The 16,696-nt window shown below is 50.9% G+C and carries 14 protein-coding genes; 3 read left to right on the forward strand and 11 right to left on the reverse strand.

Translation table 11 applies throughout. The features are described from left to right. Window positions 1–73: 73 nt before the first annotated feature. From EL262_RS08080 to EL262_RS08095, 4 genes are all read right to left on the reverse strand, one after another. On the reverse strand, window positions 74–1,438 hold the full coding sequence (locus EL262_RS08080; RefSeq protein WP_078735456.1) for an MATE family efflux transporter: 1,365 nt from the start codon (window positions 1,436–1,438) through the stop codon (window positions 74–76). Between the two features lie 559 nt (window positions 1,439–1,997). Then, the gene (recA, locus tag EL262_RS08085; RefSeq protein WP_025836598.1) at window positions 1,998–3,032 is read right to left on the reverse strand and encodes a recombinase RecA; all 1,035 of its coding nucleotides are present in this window, start codon (window positions 3,030–3,032) and stop codon (window positions 1,998–2,000) included. Between the two features lie 34 nt (window positions 3,033–3,066). Next, window positions 3,067–3,540: a thioredoxin-dependent thiol peroxidase gene (gene bcp, locus EL262_RS08090; protein ID WP_078735457.1), complete on the reverse strand. Its 474-nt coding sequence runs from the start codon at window positions 3,538–3,540 to the stop codon at window positions 3,067–3,069. Then, window positions 3,537–4,733 carry a saccharopine dehydrogenase family protein gene (locus tag EL262_RS08095; RefSeq protein WP_025836602.1) on the reverse strand — a complete coding sequence of 399 codons (1,197 nt, stop codon included), beginning with the start codon at window positions 4,731–4,733 and terminating at the stop codon, window positions 3,537–3,539. Before EL262_RS08095 ends, bcp begins: the two co-directional genes overlap by 4 nt. A 369-nt stretch (window positions 4,734–5,102) precedes the next feature. Between EL262_RS08095 and EL262_RS08100 the strand changes: the two genes are divergently transcribed. Continuing rightward, window positions 5,103–5,831: a carbonic anhydrase family protein gene (locus tag EL262_RS08100; RefSeq protein ID WP_025836604.1), complete on the forward strand. Its 729-nt coding sequence runs from the start codon at window positions 5,103–5,105 to the stop codon at window positions 5,829–5,831. A gap of 112 nt (window positions 5,832–5,943) precedes the next feature. On the opposite strand, the gene EL262_RS08105 is transcribed toward EL262_RS08100, so the two are convergent. The 6 genes from EL262_RS08105 to EL262_RS08130 all read right to left on the reverse strand — a co-directional run bounded on the left by EL262_RS08105 (window position 5,944) and on the right by EL262_RS08130 (window position 12,024). Further along, window positions 5,944–6,618 carry a YiaD family glycine zipper/OmpA-like lipoprotein gene (locus tag EL262_RS08105; protein ID WP_025836606.1) on the reverse strand — a complete coding sequence of 225 codons (675 nt, stop codon included), beginning with the start codon at window positions 6,616–6,618 and terminating at the stop codon, window positions 5,944–5,946. Between the two features lie 56 nt (window positions 6,619–6,674). Next, window positions 6,675–7,004, reverse strand: a complete 330-nt coding sequence (locus EL262_RS08110; RefSeq protein WP_036846766.1) for a hypothetical protein — start codon at window positions 7,002–7,004, stop codon at window positions 6,675–6,677. A 301-nt stretch (window positions 7,005–7,305) separates the two neighbouring features. Further along, complete coding sequence (locus EL262_RS08115; protein WP_051522596.1) at window positions 7,306–7,932, reverse strand: ribonuclease HII; 627 nt, start codon at window positions 7,930–7,932, stop codon at window positions 7,306–7,308. Continuing rightward, entirely contained in the window at window positions 7,910–8,818 is a 909-nt protein-coding gene (locus EL262_RS08120; RefSeq protein ID WP_036846769.1) for a cation diffusion facilitator family transporter, read from the reverse strand. Before EL262_RS08120 ends, EL262_RS08115 begins: the two co-directional genes overlap by 23 nt. Beyond that, window positions 8,811–10,988 carry a ferrous iron transport protein B gene (gene feoB, locus EL262_RS08125; protein WP_078735529.1) on the reverse strand — a complete coding sequence of 726 codons (2,178 nt, stop codon included), beginning with the start codon at window positions 10,986–10,988 and terminating at the stop codon, window positions 8,811–8,813. Before feoB ends, EL262_RS08120 begins: the two co-directional genes overlap by 8 nt. 13 nt (window positions 10,989–11,001) lie before the next feature. Beyond that, window positions 11,002–12,024, reverse strand: coding sequence for a metal-dependent transcriptional regulator (locus EL262_RS08130; protein WP_025836614.1), 1,023 nt, complete (start codon window positions 12,022–12,024; stop codon window positions 11,002–11,004). Window positions 12,025–12,384: 360 nt separating this feature from the next. On the opposite strand from EL262_RS08130, the gene hydG reads away from it, so the two are divergent. Together hydG and hydF are read left to right on the forward strand one after the other, a co-directional pair. Beyond that, a complete protein-coding gene (hydG, locus tag EL262_RS08135) occupies window positions 12,385–13,809 on the forward strand; it encodes a [FeFe] hydrogenase H-cluster radical SAM maturase HydG (protein ID WP_036846775.1) in 1,425 nt (474 codons plus the stop codon). Between the two features lie 29 nt (window positions 13,810–13,838). Continuing rightward, window positions 13,839–15,035 carry a [FeFe] hydrogenase H-cluster maturation GTPase HydF gene (hydF, locus tag EL262_RS08140; RefSeq protein WP_078735458.1) on the forward strand — a complete coding sequence of 399 codons (1,197 nt, stop codon included), beginning with the start codon at window positions 13,839–13,841 and terminating at the stop codon, window positions 15,033–15,035. A 15-nt stretch (window positions 15,036–15,050) separates the two neighbouring features. Here hydF and EL262_RS08145 read toward each other — a convergent pair whose 3' ends face one another. Next, a complete protein-coding gene (locus EL262_RS08145) occupies window positions 15,051–16,337 on the reverse strand; it encodes an AbiH family protein (RefSeq protein WP_025836616.1) in 1,287 nt (428 codons plus the stop codon). Between the last annotated feature and the right edge of the window lie 359 nt (window positions 16,338–16,696).

Consider the following 16,696-nt stretch of genomic DNA (forward strand, 5'->3'; position numbering starts at 1 on the left):
TGATACGACGATCCCGATCGGTAGGGTTTTGTGCCTCCGATCTTAATGGGATTTCCTGTCTTGTCTGATCTTTTCAGGCCTTTGCCATGGAGTTTTCGAGCTTGCGCATGACGTGGCGGTAGCGTAGATACAGCAATATACCGAGCGTCGTCAGACTGACGGGGAAAGCCATCCATACGCCGAGAAGTCCGAGTCGGAGAGGAAAGGCGAAGAGATACACGAGACCCAAGGCGAGAGGTACGTGACAGATGATCGCACTGACTGCCGTAAAGGTGACATCTCGTAGTCCTCGTAGGGCATTGGCAAAGAGGATCTGAAGGACATCGCCAAACTGATACACCATCACGGGGATGCAGAGGGTCGCGACGATGGAGACAAGTTCTTCGTCCCGTGTGAAGATGCGCCCGATGATGTGTCGTGTGAGAAGGAGGAGGATGACAAAGCTGATGGCCATGAGGAGCTGGAGGGTGAGCCCTGTGGTGACTGTTGCTCGCATCTTGGGGACATCGCCGACTTCGTAATAGCGGCTCATCCTTATTGTCACAGCAGAGGAGAGTCCATAGAAAAACATGAATCCGAGGGTCGAGATGACGGCAATGATCTGATGCGCTGCAAGTGCGATGGATCCGAGCCAGCCGACCATGATGACCGCAAGGCTGAACGAAGCGGCTTCTACTCCCATCTGCAGAGCAACAGGTGTGCCCAGCTTGAAGAGGTGCATGAAGGCTTGCTTGTTGTATCTCACAAGCCCTGAGTTGAGTGGCCTATACTTCTCAACATCTGCTTGCCTGCGAGCAAGAAGCCACATCATCGCCACAAGGCAGAAGATGCGTGCCGTGAGTGTGGCAAGGCCTGCGCCGATGAGCCCGAGCTCGGGACAACCAAACTTCCCGAAGATGAGGAGATAGTTCAGTAGGACATTGATCACATTCGAGAGGAGCATCACCTTCATCGCTGTCGTGGCTCTGTCCGTGCCGTCGGCATACTGCTTGTAGGCGTTGAAGAGCATCACTATGATGATCGATCCGGCTTGTATGCCGTAGTAGGGGAGGATGTGTTCGGTAAGTTCGACCGGCTGACCGAGCCAATGGAGATTGAAGCCTATGATCGCCATGATGACCGTGAGAAGAATGCCCACAAGACCGTTGGCAAAGAGACTGTTGGAAAGGAGAAGGTGCAGTCGGTCTCTGTCGCTCCGTCCTGCAAAGGCTGCAGAGATGAGTGGTGTGAGACCATAGGAAAAACCGAGTCCGAAGATGAAGGCAAGGTTCATGAAATTATTGACAAAAGATGCCGCGCCGAGCTCCATCGTACTGTGATGACCGACCATGATGTTGTCGATGAAGCCTACGAGGATGATCCCGAGCTGACCCAACATGATCGGCAGACCGACCCGCAGGATCTCTTTTGTATGTGTGTAGTATTCTCGCCCTGTCATTCGGATTCTTGTTTTTTCGGACTACAAAGATACAAAACAACATCCTAACATTCATGGGTTTGAGTTTGTCTTTGCAAGAGTTGTGTGGCTCTTAATGATTGTGAATATCTGCTTTGGTTAGAAGGGGTAAGAGAGATAAAGCTTTCTCTCGAATAAGGTGTTTTATGGCTTCGAGCGAGTGCGATGAGGTTATACTCGACGATAATTGACTATAATCGACCGTAACCGACTATAATCTACTCGGAGGGCAAATTCGTGCCTTATCTTTGTGGTCAGTCTTACGACTTTTGTCTTTTGATGAGCGTTTGTCATGGCTGTGCGATCGGCTCTGTCAGATGACTGAGGTACAAAAAACATGACAGGGACTATACATCACGCACAGTCCCTGCCTTATGTTCCACAAAATATTAGGATATTAGGTAAGAAAGATTGATTAGGTTATGTTTTTTTGACTTTACAAAGGTCTTCTTTTTCAAGATGAGATGCAAACTTTTTGTAGTGTTCTAAAACATATTTATCTCGCTTAGATAATAAAAATATTTTGTTATTCGGGTTGAGATCACTCTTTGGTTTCGGAAGTCCCCTTTATCGCCTCATGTATCTTGCTTTCTATCAGGTCGGCAAGGTCTACATTGGTCTTTAGGGTTTCTTTGGCAGCCTCACGTCCTTGACCGAGGCGAGTGTCTTCGTAGTTGTACCATGAGCCACTTTTGCGGATTACTCCGAGATCCGAACCAAGATCAACGATCTCTCCGACCTTGGAGATCCCTTCGCCAAACATGATGTCGAACTCTGCTCTCTTGAACGGAGGAGCAACCTTGTTCTTGGCAACCTTGACCTTGGTGAGATGCCCGAAGACTTCTTCTCCATCTTTGATCTGGGTGCTCTTACGGATCTCTATACGTACGGATGCATAGTACTTGAGAGCGTTACCTCCGGTAGTGGTCTCAGGGTTGCCATAGCCTCCGATCTTTTCGCGCAACTGGTTGATGAAGATACATGTGGTGTTGCTCTTGTTGATATAACCTGTGAGTTTGCGGAGTGCCTGAGACATGAGACGAGCCTGGAGGCCTACCTTGTTGTCTCCCATCTCTCCATCGATCTCACCTTTGGGGGTAAGTGCGGCTACCGAGTCGATGACCACGAGGTCTACGGCTGAGGAGCGGATGAGTTGTTCTGCAATCTCAAGTGCCTGCTCTCCGTTGTCAGGTTGAGAGATCCAGAGTCTCGAAAGGTCGACACCGAGCTTCTCCGCATAAAAGCGGTCGAAGGCGTGTTCGGCATCGATGATGGCGGCGAGACCGCCACCCTTCTGTGCTTCGGCAATGGCGTGGATGGCGAGTGTCGTCTTACCCGAAGATTCGGGACCGTAGATCTCTACGATACGTCCACGGGGATAACCACCCACACCGAGTGCGATGTCCAAGGTAAGTGAGCCTGAGTGTATCACTTCGATATCCTCGACAGTCTGGCTCGCCATATTCATGATCGAGCCCTTACCATAAGTCTTCTCGATCTTCTGCATCGCAGCTTCGAGGGCCTTCATCTTGTCGGCAGCATCAGCGGTCTGTGCCTTTATTTTATCTTCTGCCATATATTATGTGTGGAGAAATTTTTTTGTTGTGTTATTACTTGTCGAGCTTTGAGATCATTTCCAACAGCTGTCTTGCATGCTCTTTGGTGTCCACCTCTTTGCCCGATACGATAGCTCGCACGATGCCCTCCTCGTCGATGACGAAGGTGGTGCGCTCGGTGCCCATGTACTTACGACCGTACATGCTCTTCTCTACCCAGACTCCGAAAGCCTGGTTGAGTTCGGTGTCGGTGTCCGCAATCAGTGCGAAGGGTAGACTGTGTTGGTCTCTGAACTTGGTGTGCGACTTTGCCGAGTCCTTGCTTACTCCGATGACGATGTATCCGGCAGCCTTGAGATCGGCGATGCCGTCGCGGAGACTGCATGCCTGAGCAGTACAACCCGAGGTGTTGTCTTTCGGATAGAAGTAAAGAATGACTTTGTTGCCCTTGAGGCCTTCGGCGGTGATTTCGTTACCGTCCTGATCCTTGCCGAGTATGGCAGGTATCTTGTCTCCTATCTTTATCATAGCTCGAGGTCGATGTCAAAGAGTTCGTGCCAAGGGAGTCCTTGCTTGTTGAGCTGTTCCATGAATGGATCGGGATCGAACTCCTCGACGTTGAAGACGCCCGGTTTGCGCCAAAGCCCCTTGAAGAACATCATTGCTCCGATCGTAGCAGGTACACCGGTGGTGTAGCTCACGCCCTGTGCTCCGGTCTCCTTGTATGCGGCCTCGTGACTACAGTTGTTGTAGATGTAGTAGGTGCGTTCCTTGCCATCTTTGATACCACGGATGCGGCAACCGATGGAGGTCTGACCTGTGTAGTTTTCTCCAAGTTCGCCCGGATCGGGAAGTACCGCCTTGAGGAACTGGATCGGAACGATCTCACGACCTTCGTACATGATGGGTACGATGCTTGCCATACCGATGTTTTGGATCACGCGAAGGTGAGTCAGGTACTCTTGACCGAATGTCATCCAAAAGCGAGCACGACGGAGAGTGGGGAAGTTCTTTGTCAATGACTCGAGCTCTTCGTGGTAGAGGAGGTAAGACTCTCTCGGACCTACTTCGGGGTAGTTGAGGGTCTTGTGTATCTCTTGTGGTTCAGTCTCGATCCACTTGCCATCTTCCCAGTACTTACCCTTCTGAGTGATCTCACGGATGTTGATCTCGGGGTTGAAGTTGGTAGCAAATGCCTTGTGGTGATCGCCTGCGTTACAGTCCACGATGTCGAGGTAATGTATCTCATCGAAATGATGCTTGGCAGCATGGGCAGTGAAGATGTTGGTCACGCCCGGGTCAAACCCACAACCGAGGATGGCAGTCAAGCCCGCCTCCTTGAAGCGTTCCTGATAAGCCCACTGCCAGTGGTACTCAAACTTAGCCTCATCCAAAGGTTCATAGTTTGCCGTGTCGAGGTAGTTGACACCACACTCAAGGCAGGCATCCATGATCGTGAGGTCCTGGTAAGGGAGGGCTACGTTGATGACAAGTTCGGGCTTGAAGTCGTTGAAGAGTCTCACGAGATCCTCCACGCTGTCGGCATCCACTTGAGCCGTCTTGATCTTCACATTTTTGATATCTGCGGCGATAGCATCGCACTTAGACTTTGTACGGCTTGCGAGCATGATGTCGGTGAAGACATCCGAATTCATCGCCACTTTCTTTGCCACCACTGTGCCGACACCGCCGGCACCGATGATAAGTACACGTCCTTTCATTTCGTTTAAGTCGTCTTATTTATTAGTAATCTTGTTGTTGCGTATTCGTGTAGCAGATCTGTCGGGAGGATAGGCCTACCCGAAGCTACGTCTTTCAAAGATAGTCATTTCGGGTGAGTATTTGCCCATGTTTGTCCTACTTTTACGCAAAACAAACGAGCTTTCCTCTTCGGTTGTTTTTATCTTTGTCTCAATGCCCTTTCTTATTTTATGGACTTCTTGCTCCCTCAGACGCCTGAAGCCCGTATGCAAGTTAAATAAAAGTGTTACTTTTGCACTGAGACACCTTGTGCTGTCGATAATGAAATCAGAAAAAACTCACAAAAGAGAGGTGAGGTGTAAATAATTATCCACTAAAATGAATGTCTTATGAAGAAAACAATCCTCTTCTCTGCCGTCATGATGATGCTTGTCTCATGTGGCAACCAATCCACGCAAAACAAGTCCGAAGCTCCGGCTGTCGACAAGTCCGCTCAGATATCTGAGGTCATCACCAAAGAGGCTCAGGACGGCTTGACTCCTGATCTTGTCATCGAGAGTCTCAAGGCCGGAAATGCTCGCTATGTAGAGAACAAGCAGGTCGAACGAGACTTCGAGGGACAAGCCACTGCGAGTCTTCAGGGTCAGTATCCCGAAGCCATCATTCTGTCTTGTATCGATAGTCGTGTCCCTGTCGAGTACATTTTTGACAAGGGTATCGGAGACCTTTTTGTCGGTCGTGTTGCCGGCAATGTGGCTGATGATTACATGCTCGGTAGTCTTGAGTATGCGTGCGGAGTCTCCGGCTCCAAGGTGATCCTTGTCCTCGGGCATCATGACTGTGGCGCGATCAAGTCTGCGATCAAGGGAGTCGAGCTCGGCAACATCACTTCGCTCATGGAGGAGATCAAGCCTTCGGTCGAAGCGACAGAATATGCCGGCGAGCGCACTTACTCCAACAAAGAGTTTGCTGATGCTGTCGTCAAGGAAAATGTCCTCCAGACCATCGAAGAGATCCGCAGAGACAGTCCTATCCTCAAGAAACTCGAAGAGGAAGGGAAGATCAAGATCTGTGGAGCGATCTACGAAATGGACACTCGCAAGGTTCACTTCCTCTGACCCCTGTATCGCCACATAAGATATAGGCGATAAGATAAAAAAGAGGCTGTGCCGAAAATTCACTTCGGCACAGCCTCTTTTTTGTGTTGTTATCCTTATGACAAAGAGTGGCTTACTTGCCCTGCTTCTTTGCCTCTTCGATCATCTTTGCGTTCGGGAGGATGTAGACCTCGACACGGCGGTTCTGAGCACGTCCTTCGACAGTGGTGTTGTCAGCGACAGGCTGATCGGGACCCATGCCGATGGACAGGATGCGAGAAGAGCGCACACCTTGTGTGATGAGGTGGTTGAAGACGCTGTCCGCTCTCTTCTTGGAGAGGGTCATATTGTATTCGTGACGACCGGTGCTGTCGGTGTGACCGATGATCTTGATGTCGGTGTCAGGGTTTTCGTTCATGTTCTGAGCGAAGCGTGTGAGGGCATTGCGAGAAGCCGCACTGAGAGTGCTTGAATTGGTCGCAAAGAGGATACCGCTGTCGAAAGTGACACGGATCGCCTCACCGTTGTTGACGGTCTCCACGGTTGCTTCAGGTACAGCTTGTTCGAGTTCCTTCTTCTGCTTGTCCATCTTGTTACCGATGACTCCACCTGCTGCGCCACCGATGGCTGCACCGATGACGGCACCGAGACCGGTATTGCCCATGGCGTTGCCTATCCCTGCACCGATGGCTGCACCTGCACCTGCGCCGATGCCGGTACCTTTGGCAGCATTGTTGAGTCCGCAACCACCAAGTGTGATCGCTACTGATAGGAACGAAACGCCGAGTAGTGTTTTAGTCTTCTTCATAATCTTCAAATTTGTTTTGTTTGTTCGTACTTAAATCATCTATGCCTCATTTTCTTTTACACGAGAGTGTCGGTGTACTCTGCTTCGGCATCATAGATGAGGATGAAGTCTTCTTCAGAAAGGGTGAAGTCGAACTCATCTCTTTTGATGTTCTTTGTGACGTATTGGTACAGTTCTTCAAGATCGACCTCGAAGTCCTCCTCGTCGTCTTCATCCATCAGTCCGCGACTCTCCATGAAGTCGTAGACGAGGTCGATGATGTACATGATGTCGTCATCGGAGAGGGCTGCGATGGCCTTGTTGCCGGATGTTTCTTGGCGGATGAAGGCGATACACGCATCGTCATCGTATTCCATTTCTGTATTCTCAATCTTCTTATTGTCCATAGTTTCTTACAGAGCTTTGTTTTTCGCAAAGATATGAATATAATGTGATAATCTCTTTTTTGAATATATAAAGTTCCTTATCGGTGCTTCACAACGACCCTGCATCTTTGGGGAAGATGTTGATAGAGCAGAGGGGAAGGGGGGAGATATAGTGTCCTCCAAGGGGGACGAAAAAGTCGTTAAGATCGATGACGAAGGTCGTTAGACTTGATGACGAAAGTCGTTAAACTCGATTTCGAGGATCGTTGAAGGGGAGAGAACTCCTTGCAAAGAGTGAGGGCAGGCGAGGACGTTGTCAGAGTCAGATGAGGTCGAAGAGTGTCGGGCGGCAGGGAGCGAAGGTCTTGCGATGATGGGGAGACAAGCCATGGCGATGCAGAGCCTCGATATGACCCGGGGTCGGGTAGCCTGCATTCTGCGCCCATCCGTAGTGAGGATGCGCTTCGTGGAGCTCTCTCATCAGGAGGTCTCTTGTGGTCTTGGCGAGGATGGATGCTGCCGCTATCGAAGCGATCTTGCCATCGCCCTTGACGATGCAGGTGTAAGGGATTGTCGTGGTGCTGCGGAAACGGTTGCCGTCGATGAGGAGGTGCTCGGGTGTCAGCGTCAGGGCTTCGACTGCTCGGGTCATGGCGACGAACGAGGCTTGGAGGATGTTGATACGATCGATCTCTTCGGCCGATACGATGCTGACGGCATAGGCGAGGGACTGTTCGATGATGATCTCACGGAGTGCCATCCGTCGGCTTTCGGACAACTTCTTGGAGTCGTCCAGACCGGGTATGATGAGGTCGGGCGGCAGGATCACCGCTGCCGCCACGACAGGACCGGCGATGCAGCCCCTTCCGGCTTCGTCACATCCGGCTTCGAGACGTGAGGGATCGAGGCGGGCAGGGAGGGAGATGTTATTTTTCGTAGAGATGCCCATGGCGGTAGGGTTTGCGGGGTTCGACGTGGATGACGATGTGTGTGCCGTTGCCAAATCTTCGTCGCAGTCTTCGTTCGATGACCTGAGTGAGCTCATGTGCTTCGTGTACGGTGCGGTTGCCATCGGTGCGCACATCGACTTCGATGGCGTAGTCGTTACCGATGAGTCGGGTGCGGAGGTTGTGAGGATCCTCGACCTCCTTCACGCTACAGATGATCTCCAGGATCTCCTGTTCGATGTTGTCGGTGAGACTCGCTTCGGTGAGGGCACGTATGGCAGGGACACCCAGCTGGACACCGACCTTCATGATGAAGATGCCGACGACAAGGGCCGCTATGGGCTCGAGGAGCGTCCCCACACCTTCGAAGAATATGGCACCGGTGATCCCGATCAGTGTCGCTATCGAGGAGTAGGCATCACTTCGGTGGTGCCAGGCGTTGGCCATGACGGCATCGCTCTTGGTCTCTATCGCCACCTTGCGTGTGACTCTGAAGAGGATCTCCTTGAGGACGACCGACACGAGGGCGGCGATGAGTGCCACGGTGCCCGGGCGTTCGGGCAGAAGACCTTTGTCGAAGTATTCGAGCACCGTACTTATCGCACTTCCGGCAATAAATCCACCGACGATGACGAGGAGGAAGGCGATGAATAGGGTGGCGAGGGTCTCGTACTTGCCGTAGCCGTAGTCGTGGTTCTTGTCACGAGGTCTGCGGGCGACGGTGAGGAAGATATAGATCACGAGATCCGAGAGGAGGTCGGAGAGGGAGTGTATGGCATCTGCGACGAGGGCATTACTGTTCCACAGTACTCCCGCCACAAACTTGATCGGGGGCAGGATGAGGTTGACGACCGTCCCGATGATCGTTACTTTGATTTTCTTATCCATGAGGGATCATCGTTTGTGTTTCGAGAAGCCTCCAGACGAAGGTGACGATCGAAATCATGGCAAAGCCCAAGAGCAGTGGCAGGGCTGCCGCCACGAATGTCCACTTGGCACTCCCCGTCTCCTTGTAGATGGTGTAGAGGGTGGTGCTGCAAGGGTTGTGAAGGAGACTGAAGAGCATGACATTCACCGCTGTGAGGGTCGTCCAGCCCCCCGTCCTGAGTATCATCTCTATGGTGTCAGAGGCCTCCGTCCCCATGAGTGTGCCCACTCCTTCGCTCAGATCGCTCAACGAAGGGACGCTGAGTACCGTCAGCATGAGTACGGAGGGAAGGACGATCTCGTTGGCAGGTATGGCGATGATGTAAGCCAGGAGGATGACTCCGTTGAGCCCCACGAGGAGACCGAAGCCATCAAGTCCGTTGATCATCCACTCTGCGATCGACAGGTCGCCGATGTTGATATTGCAGAGTAGCCATATCACCGCACCTGCAGGAGCGGCAAATACAATCGCTCTCCACAGCACGATGAGTGTGCGGTCGATGAGGGAGGTGTAGAGGACTTGTAGGAGCTTGGGCGGACGGTATGGGGGGAGCTCAAGGTTGAACGTGGAGACCTTCCCCTTGAGGAGGGTGTGCGACAAGAGGTACGAACTCCCGAACATCATCAGGACGCCCAGAAGTGCTATGCCGAGCACGGCTCCGATGCTGGCCACCGAGCCCAACGCCGGAGGGACTACCGTGGACAAGAATATCGTTGCCAGCATGATCTGTGTCGGCCATCGGCCGTTGCAGAGAGAGAAGTTGTTCGTCAGTATGGCTATGAGGCGTTCGCGCGGACTGTCGATGATGCGTGTCGCCACCACACCGGCCGCATTACAGCCGAAGCCCATGGTCATCGTAAGTGCCTGCTTGCCGTGCGCTCCGCTACGACGGAAGAGCTCGTCAAGATTGAATGCCACACGGGGTAGATAGCCGAAGTCCTCCAGCAAGGTGAACAGTGGGAAGAAGATGGCCATCGGGGGCAGCATCACCGATACCACCCATGCCGTCGTCAGGTACACTCCGTCGATGAGGAAGCTTGCCAGCTTGGTCGGCAAGACACCTCCCAATGTCGAGTACAGTAGCGGATGTAGATACCCCACAAGGATGTCCGATAGCCACTGTGAGGGATAGTTCGATCCCTTGATCGTGATCCAAAGTACCGCTGCCAGCATCAGGAGCATGATCGGGAACCCCCATGTCTTGCTCGTCAAGATGCGGTCGAGCTTCATGTCCAGTCGCATGTTGCGCTCCTGACTGCCGAAGGTCACAGCCTCTTCTGCGATCTCTTTTGCCTCGGCGAATATCGCTTCCGTGATGTGATCGTGCAGATCGTCACCCACTTCCCAACGCATCTCTTCTGCACGGCGGAGGATCTCGGGGATCTCTTCCGAAGTCCCGAACTCCCCCTCCTTCAGTCCCGACTTGATCCGCTCATCACCATCCAGCAGTCTCAGTGCGAGCCATCTGGCATTGGCGATGTCGGGTAGCGCACTGTGGATCTGCTCCGTCAGCAAGGTCACCACGGTCAGCTCTTTGCCTTGCAGCTTCGTCAAACGATGAGGCGCCTGCACATCCTTGCGATGCACCAAGTCATCGATCTCCGAGAGCAAGAGATCCATCCCTTTACCCGAGCGTGCCGAAGCCCCTACCACCGGGATGCCGAGTCGCCGGCTCAGACGCTCCGTATCTACATGGATGCCGTTACGCTTGGCTTCGTCCAGCAGGTTGACCACGAGGATCGCCCTGTCTGTGATCTCGAGGATCTGGAGGATGAGGTTCAGGTTACGCTCAAGACGTGTGGCATCGCTCACTATCACCGTCACATCGGGTGCACCGAAGAGGATGAAGTCACGAGCGATCTCCTCGTCCTCCGATGTAGATAGGAGGGAATATGTCCCCGGCAGGTCGACGATATTGTACTTTTTGTCATTGTAAGAGAAACTCCCTTCGGCCTTTGCCACGGTCTTACCGGGCCAGTTGCCCGTGTGTTGGCGGAGGCCTGTGAGGTAATTGAATACGGTACTCTTCCCTGTGTTTGGATTGCCGGCAAGGGCGATCCTCATTTCTGCTCCGTCCGCACTCTTTCCGGTACGGACGAGAGACTTCTTATGACTGTCTTTATTTTGCATCGGGATCACAAGATTATGAGTTAGCATCTCTTGGGGACTTGATCGGCTGGACCAAGATATGATCCGCCTGGTCGCGGCGCAGGGCGATGGCCGTGTCCCGCACCAGATAGGCCACAGGATGCCCCAGAGGGCTCGCCATGTAGACACTCACCTCTCCCCCTTTGACAAAGCCGAGGTCAGACAGTCTCCTACGCTTCTCACCCATGATGATGGACTTCATGCGGACGATGACCGCACGTTCGCCCGGACGGAGCTTGGACAAGGGGATCAACCCATCGGGCAGAGGTGTATCCGTGTCTTTGTGTTTGAGCAGTACGTGGGGTTGCCAGTGCTCCGGTACTTCGATGATCTTGTCTTCGACACGCAGGCGTGCTGTCGTCCCCGTGCCGAGTACTTGTACCGGCACGCCCACGATGAGTCCTTGGTGCAAGAAGGTCAACACCCTCTTCTCCTCATCATCCGGCAGAGCCGCCACTGTGTAGACCGCATCCGTGTCTGTGACCTCATCCAGCGCGATGAACTGAAAGTCCGGCAAGCCACCCACCCTCGGAGGTATGGGCTCGCCACTCGGGTCGAAGAGGGGGTGTCCCATGCTGCGACTCAGTTCTTCCACATCGGAAGGGGTGAGATGGTGCTCTTTGAGTTCGGCACGACGGTGCCATTCATCCTTGGGGTAACTCGTCTTTTCGGCCAAATACCGCTCGTATATCCTATGTGCACGAGACATCTGCGCTCCATAGGTGAGTCCTGCAGGAGAGATCACGACGATGTTGTCCGATGCGCCCGAGAGGTGTATCCAGCCACGGCACTCTGCGATGTTGAGATACTTACGCACGGTGTCCTCGTTGATGTCCTTCCACGCACGGATGTCATCCAGTGTCCAAGCCTCCTTGTTCTTGGTGAAGAAGTGTTTCAGGAGGTCTTCGATGAAGTACTCTGCTTCCTGCTTATCTCTGAGTTTGCGGTAAAAGACCCATGCCAGCAACGCAAGGAGCAGTACGATGATGAGTAGTACGACTATGATCAGCTTTTCCATAGAGACTTTGTGGAGATGATGGAATTATCTTTTACAAATGTAGTCAATTTTGGGACAAAGCCTCCCGTCTCTTCGTGCGCCTTTTGGTGTCATTGTGCGGATTTGTGATGAGGGTAAGTTTGATCTGCCTTTCAGAGTATTGTTTTTCTCAAGCAAGTGTACGAAATAGTCACTAACTTTGCAGTGCGCTATGGATTGTGTCGGGAAGGGGTATGGAGTCCCTTTTGGATGTATCAGGTGATAAGAACTCTTTTAAGACCGTTGAGGTCTGAGTAGTGGCATTTTACGAGAGTTTTGTGAACTTTTTATTGTTATAATTTGTTCTCACGAAATAGAAACACAGAAAGATTTTATACTAAAATGACATATAACAAGGCATCAAGGAAGGCAGAAGAATTTATCTCTCACGAAGAGATATTGGCGACTCTCGCATTTGCCGAAGCCAACAAGGACAACAAAGCCATGATCGAGGCGATACTCGATAGGGCTATCGATGGTAAGGGACTGGATCACAGAGAGGCTATGCTCCTCTTGGAGTGTGAAGACGAAGCGTTGCAACAGCGTATGTTTTCCATCGCAAAGGAGATCAAGCAACGCCTCTATGGCAATCGTATCGTGATGTTTGCCCCCCTTTATCTTTCCAACTATTGTGTCAATGGCTGTACCTACTGCCCTTATCATGCCAAGAATAAGACCATCCCTCGTCGCAAGTTGACCCAAGATGAGATCCGTAAGGAGGTCATCGCCCTTCAGGATATGGGGCACAAGAGGCTGGCACTCGAGATGGGTGAACACCCCAAACTCAACGACATGGACTATCTCTTGGAGTCCATCAAGACGATCTACGACATCAAGCACAAAAACGGTGCGATCCGCCGTGTCAATGTGAACATCGCTGCGACGTCGGTCGAGAACTACCGCAAGCTCCATGAGGCCGGTATCGGTACTTATCTCCTTTTCCAGGAGACCTATCACCGCCCGACTTATGAGGCTCTTCACCCCACAGGCCCCAAGAGCGACTACATCTATCATACCGAAGCCATGGACAGAGCCATGGAAGGGGGCATCGATGATGTGGGTATCGGTGTGCTTTTCGGTCTTAATACCTATAAGTATGACTTCACCGGTCTGCTCATGCATGCCGAGCACCTCGAAGCGGTCTTTGGGGTCGGCCCTCACACGATCAGTGTGCCTCGTATCTGTCCTGCCGACGACATCGACACTGCCGACTTCCCCAACTCCATCTCTGATGATATCTTCCGCCGTATCGTGGCGATCATCCGTATCGCCGTGCCTTATACCGGTATGATCATTTCGACCAGAGAGAGCCAACAGTCTCGCGAGCGTGTCCTCGAAGTGGGAGTGTCTCAGCTCAGTGGCGGCTCACGTACCACCGTAGGAGGCTATGCCGTGGATACCGCTCCGGAGACTGACGAGACAGCACAGTTTGACCTCTCGGATACCCGCACGCTCGATGAGATCGCGGAGTGGCTGATTGACTTGGGTTATGTCCCCAGCTTCTGTACGGCTTGTTACCGTGAAGGGCGTACGGGCGATCGATTCATGGCACTCATCAAGAGCGGACAGATCGCCAACTGCTGCGGTCCGAACGCCCTCATCACCCTTAAGGAGTATTTGGAGGACTATGCTTCGGCGAATACTAAGAAGAAGGGCGAAAAACTCATCCTCAGTGGTCTCAAGATGATCCCCAACGAGAAGATACGTGCCAAGGCTGAGAAGAACCTCGGCGAGATCGAAGAAGGGAAGAGAGACTTCAGATTCTAAAACACAACGACTTCGTTTACGCACGGCTTATGTCACAGACTCCTCGTTCCGAACGCCTGCACATCGTCCTCTATGGGCGTACCAACAGTGGGAAGTCTTCCCTCATCAACGCCCTCACGGGGCAGGAGGTCTCCCTCGTCTCCGCCGTGGCAGGGACGACGACAGACCCGGTCTCCAAGGCTATGGAGGTCAAGGGGTTGGGAGCTTGTGTCCTTGTGGATACTGCGGGTTTTGACGACAGAGACGAGGCCCTCGGACAGCTCCGCATAGAGCGTACCAAGGGGACATTGAAGCTCGCTGACATCGCCATCCTTGTGTTGGCATCGGATGAGACAGATATCGAGGAGGAATGGGTGGAGGTCCTCAAAACCTCAAAGATACCCATCGTCACCGTCCTCAACAAGGGTGATGTCCATACTTATGACGATGCGTTGAAAGCAAAGCTCAAGACCCTCACCGGACACCCACCCATCGTGGCGAGTGCGCACACAGGGATGGGGATCGAGGACTTGCGTAAGGCTCTGCACGAAGCGCATATCAAAGACGACGAGCGCACGATCACAGGCTCGCTCACGAAGGCCGGTGATACTGTCCTTCTCGTGATGCCACAGGATGCTGCCGCACCCAAAGGTCGACTCATCCTCCCTCAGGTTCAGACCATCAGAGAACTCCTTGATAAGGGTTGTATCTCCATCTCTTGTACTCCTGACACGATGCGACAAGCATTGAGTGCTTTGGCTCGTCCGCCACACCTCATCATCACAGACTCTCAGGCTTTCAAGGAGGTCTATGCTCTCAAACCCGAAGGTAGCTTGCTGACCTCCTTCTCCGTCCTCTTTGCCGCTTACAAGGGGGACATCGACAATTTTGTCGAAGGGGCAAGAGCCATCGCTTCGCTCACTCCGTCATCAAGAGTCCTCATCGCCGAGGCTTGCACACATGCTCCGGAGAGTGAAGACATCGGCACGGTCAAGATCCCCCGCCTTCTCCGTGGGCGCATCGGCGCAGAGCTCCGCATCGATATGGTAGCAGGGAAAGATTTCCCCGACGACCTCACCCCCTACGATCTTGTCATCCATTGCGGTGCATGTATGTTTACCCGTAAGATGGTCATGAGTCGCTCTGCCCAAGCCCAAGCCCAAAAAGTGCCGATGACCAACTACGGCATCACCCTCGCCTATCTCACAGGTATCCTCGACAAGGTCTCTCTCCCCTCCAAGGAGTGATGATTCTTCATTAAATCAAGCTTCAGTGGATGGGACAAGGGGCTTGCAATATTCTTTATTGACGACTTTGTCTCTCATCCCTGCTTTGTCATTGAAATTACGTGAGAGGTTACGAACCAATTCGCTGTAATTATCTGATCCATCCTCTCGTTGGTGGTAATAGACTTTTACGGAGATACAGTTGCGATGCTCAAACAGTGTATTAAGCAATGTGCGGTCTGAGTTTCCACACGAATGTCCCATGATAACGACTTGGTATAGATCTGCTTCAATGAAGCCCAACAGCTTCCGATAGTTACTTGTTTCATGGTAGTGGATAGACTTCATATTTTCCAGAAAATCGTTATCCTGTAGCTTTTCTATCCGTTTGTAATCATCATCCAACTCATCCCCATAACCAAAAATGATAGGGTTGCTTTTGTCGTTAAGCTGTCCATGAATGTTGACAACCTCATAATCATCTTTGATATAAAAGAGATGTTCTGCAGTTGATGTATAGTTGAAATTTAGTGTCAATGTCTGTTTTGGAGTGAAGTGTCTTGTCCTGAATTTATAGTCTTTAATTGGGAGTAGTTGAAGAGGGATTCCTTCTGTTATATTCAAATATAGGTCTGTTTTGTACTGCTCCTCTTCTTTAAGATTAGCCTTCTTAATCTCCTGAATAATCAAGTCATAAACTTTCTTTTGATTGCCATGAGCGATGTCATCCGGATTTATTATGCTATCAAAGGCTTTTTGAACGGATCTAAATGAAGTTGGTTTTACATCTTCTACTATCTTCGTCAAATACTTTTCAAGTAACCTTTTCACTGCATTAAAATCTTTATTCAGTTCTTGCACTTTCTCATTCCGAACAAATGCATCACTTTCTGTAAGCAATTCTTTCAGCTTTTCATAGTATTCGTTTTCGATATCTACCCAGTTAGTAAGTGAACAACGACCAGAAATATGCTCGAAGAATTTGTTTTTGATGCTCAATTCAAATGACTCGTCGTAATGACTCTTCCGATGATTCAATATTGCAATGAACCTTTGCATATCGTATGAGCTTGAGCATGATTTAGGATACGAAGGATCTAATTTTTTGTTTCGTAGGTCATGAAAGACTTTGAATGAGAGAATTTCATCTTCGTAGGGTGTTGGATTGTGAGTTATGTTAAAGTGTTTATTGAGGAAATGTTTATAATTATCAAATATGTGATGAGAAATATCAGTCCAATAGCTGTCTATAAAGTCCTTATAGCCAGTTGCAAGTTTATGTGCCTTGTCAAATCCGTTCCCTATGATAATAATTCTATTCATAAATTAGATTTTTGTTTTATCTAACAAAGATGTGTTTCCAAAAAATGCACACAAATGTAATCTAAAATGGGGAAATTTCAGGAGAATGTCTGAAACTTCAAAGCTGATTTATGAGGTTTTATGTTACTTGTCTGCTTGTTATTTATTTCGCTTAGGGAAAAATGTGAGATGACCATGCAAAGGGCTTGCGTAGCTCTATTCTTTGGTGTTCTTTTTATAAGGATTTTGAATTAATTATTGTAAATGCCTATATTCATATTGAACAAAGAATTTTGTTATTTGCTTTTAATCGAGAAAGATCGACGGATGTTGCTTGTCTTTCCTTTTTTAACAGCCATGGACGTGAAGAATTGGCATAT

Source organism: Porphyromonas cangingivalis (assembly GCF_900638305.1).
Taxonomy (GTDB): Bacteria; Bacteroidota; Bacteroidia; order Bacteroidales; family Porphyromonadaceae; genus Porphyromonas_A; species Porphyromonas_A cangingivalis.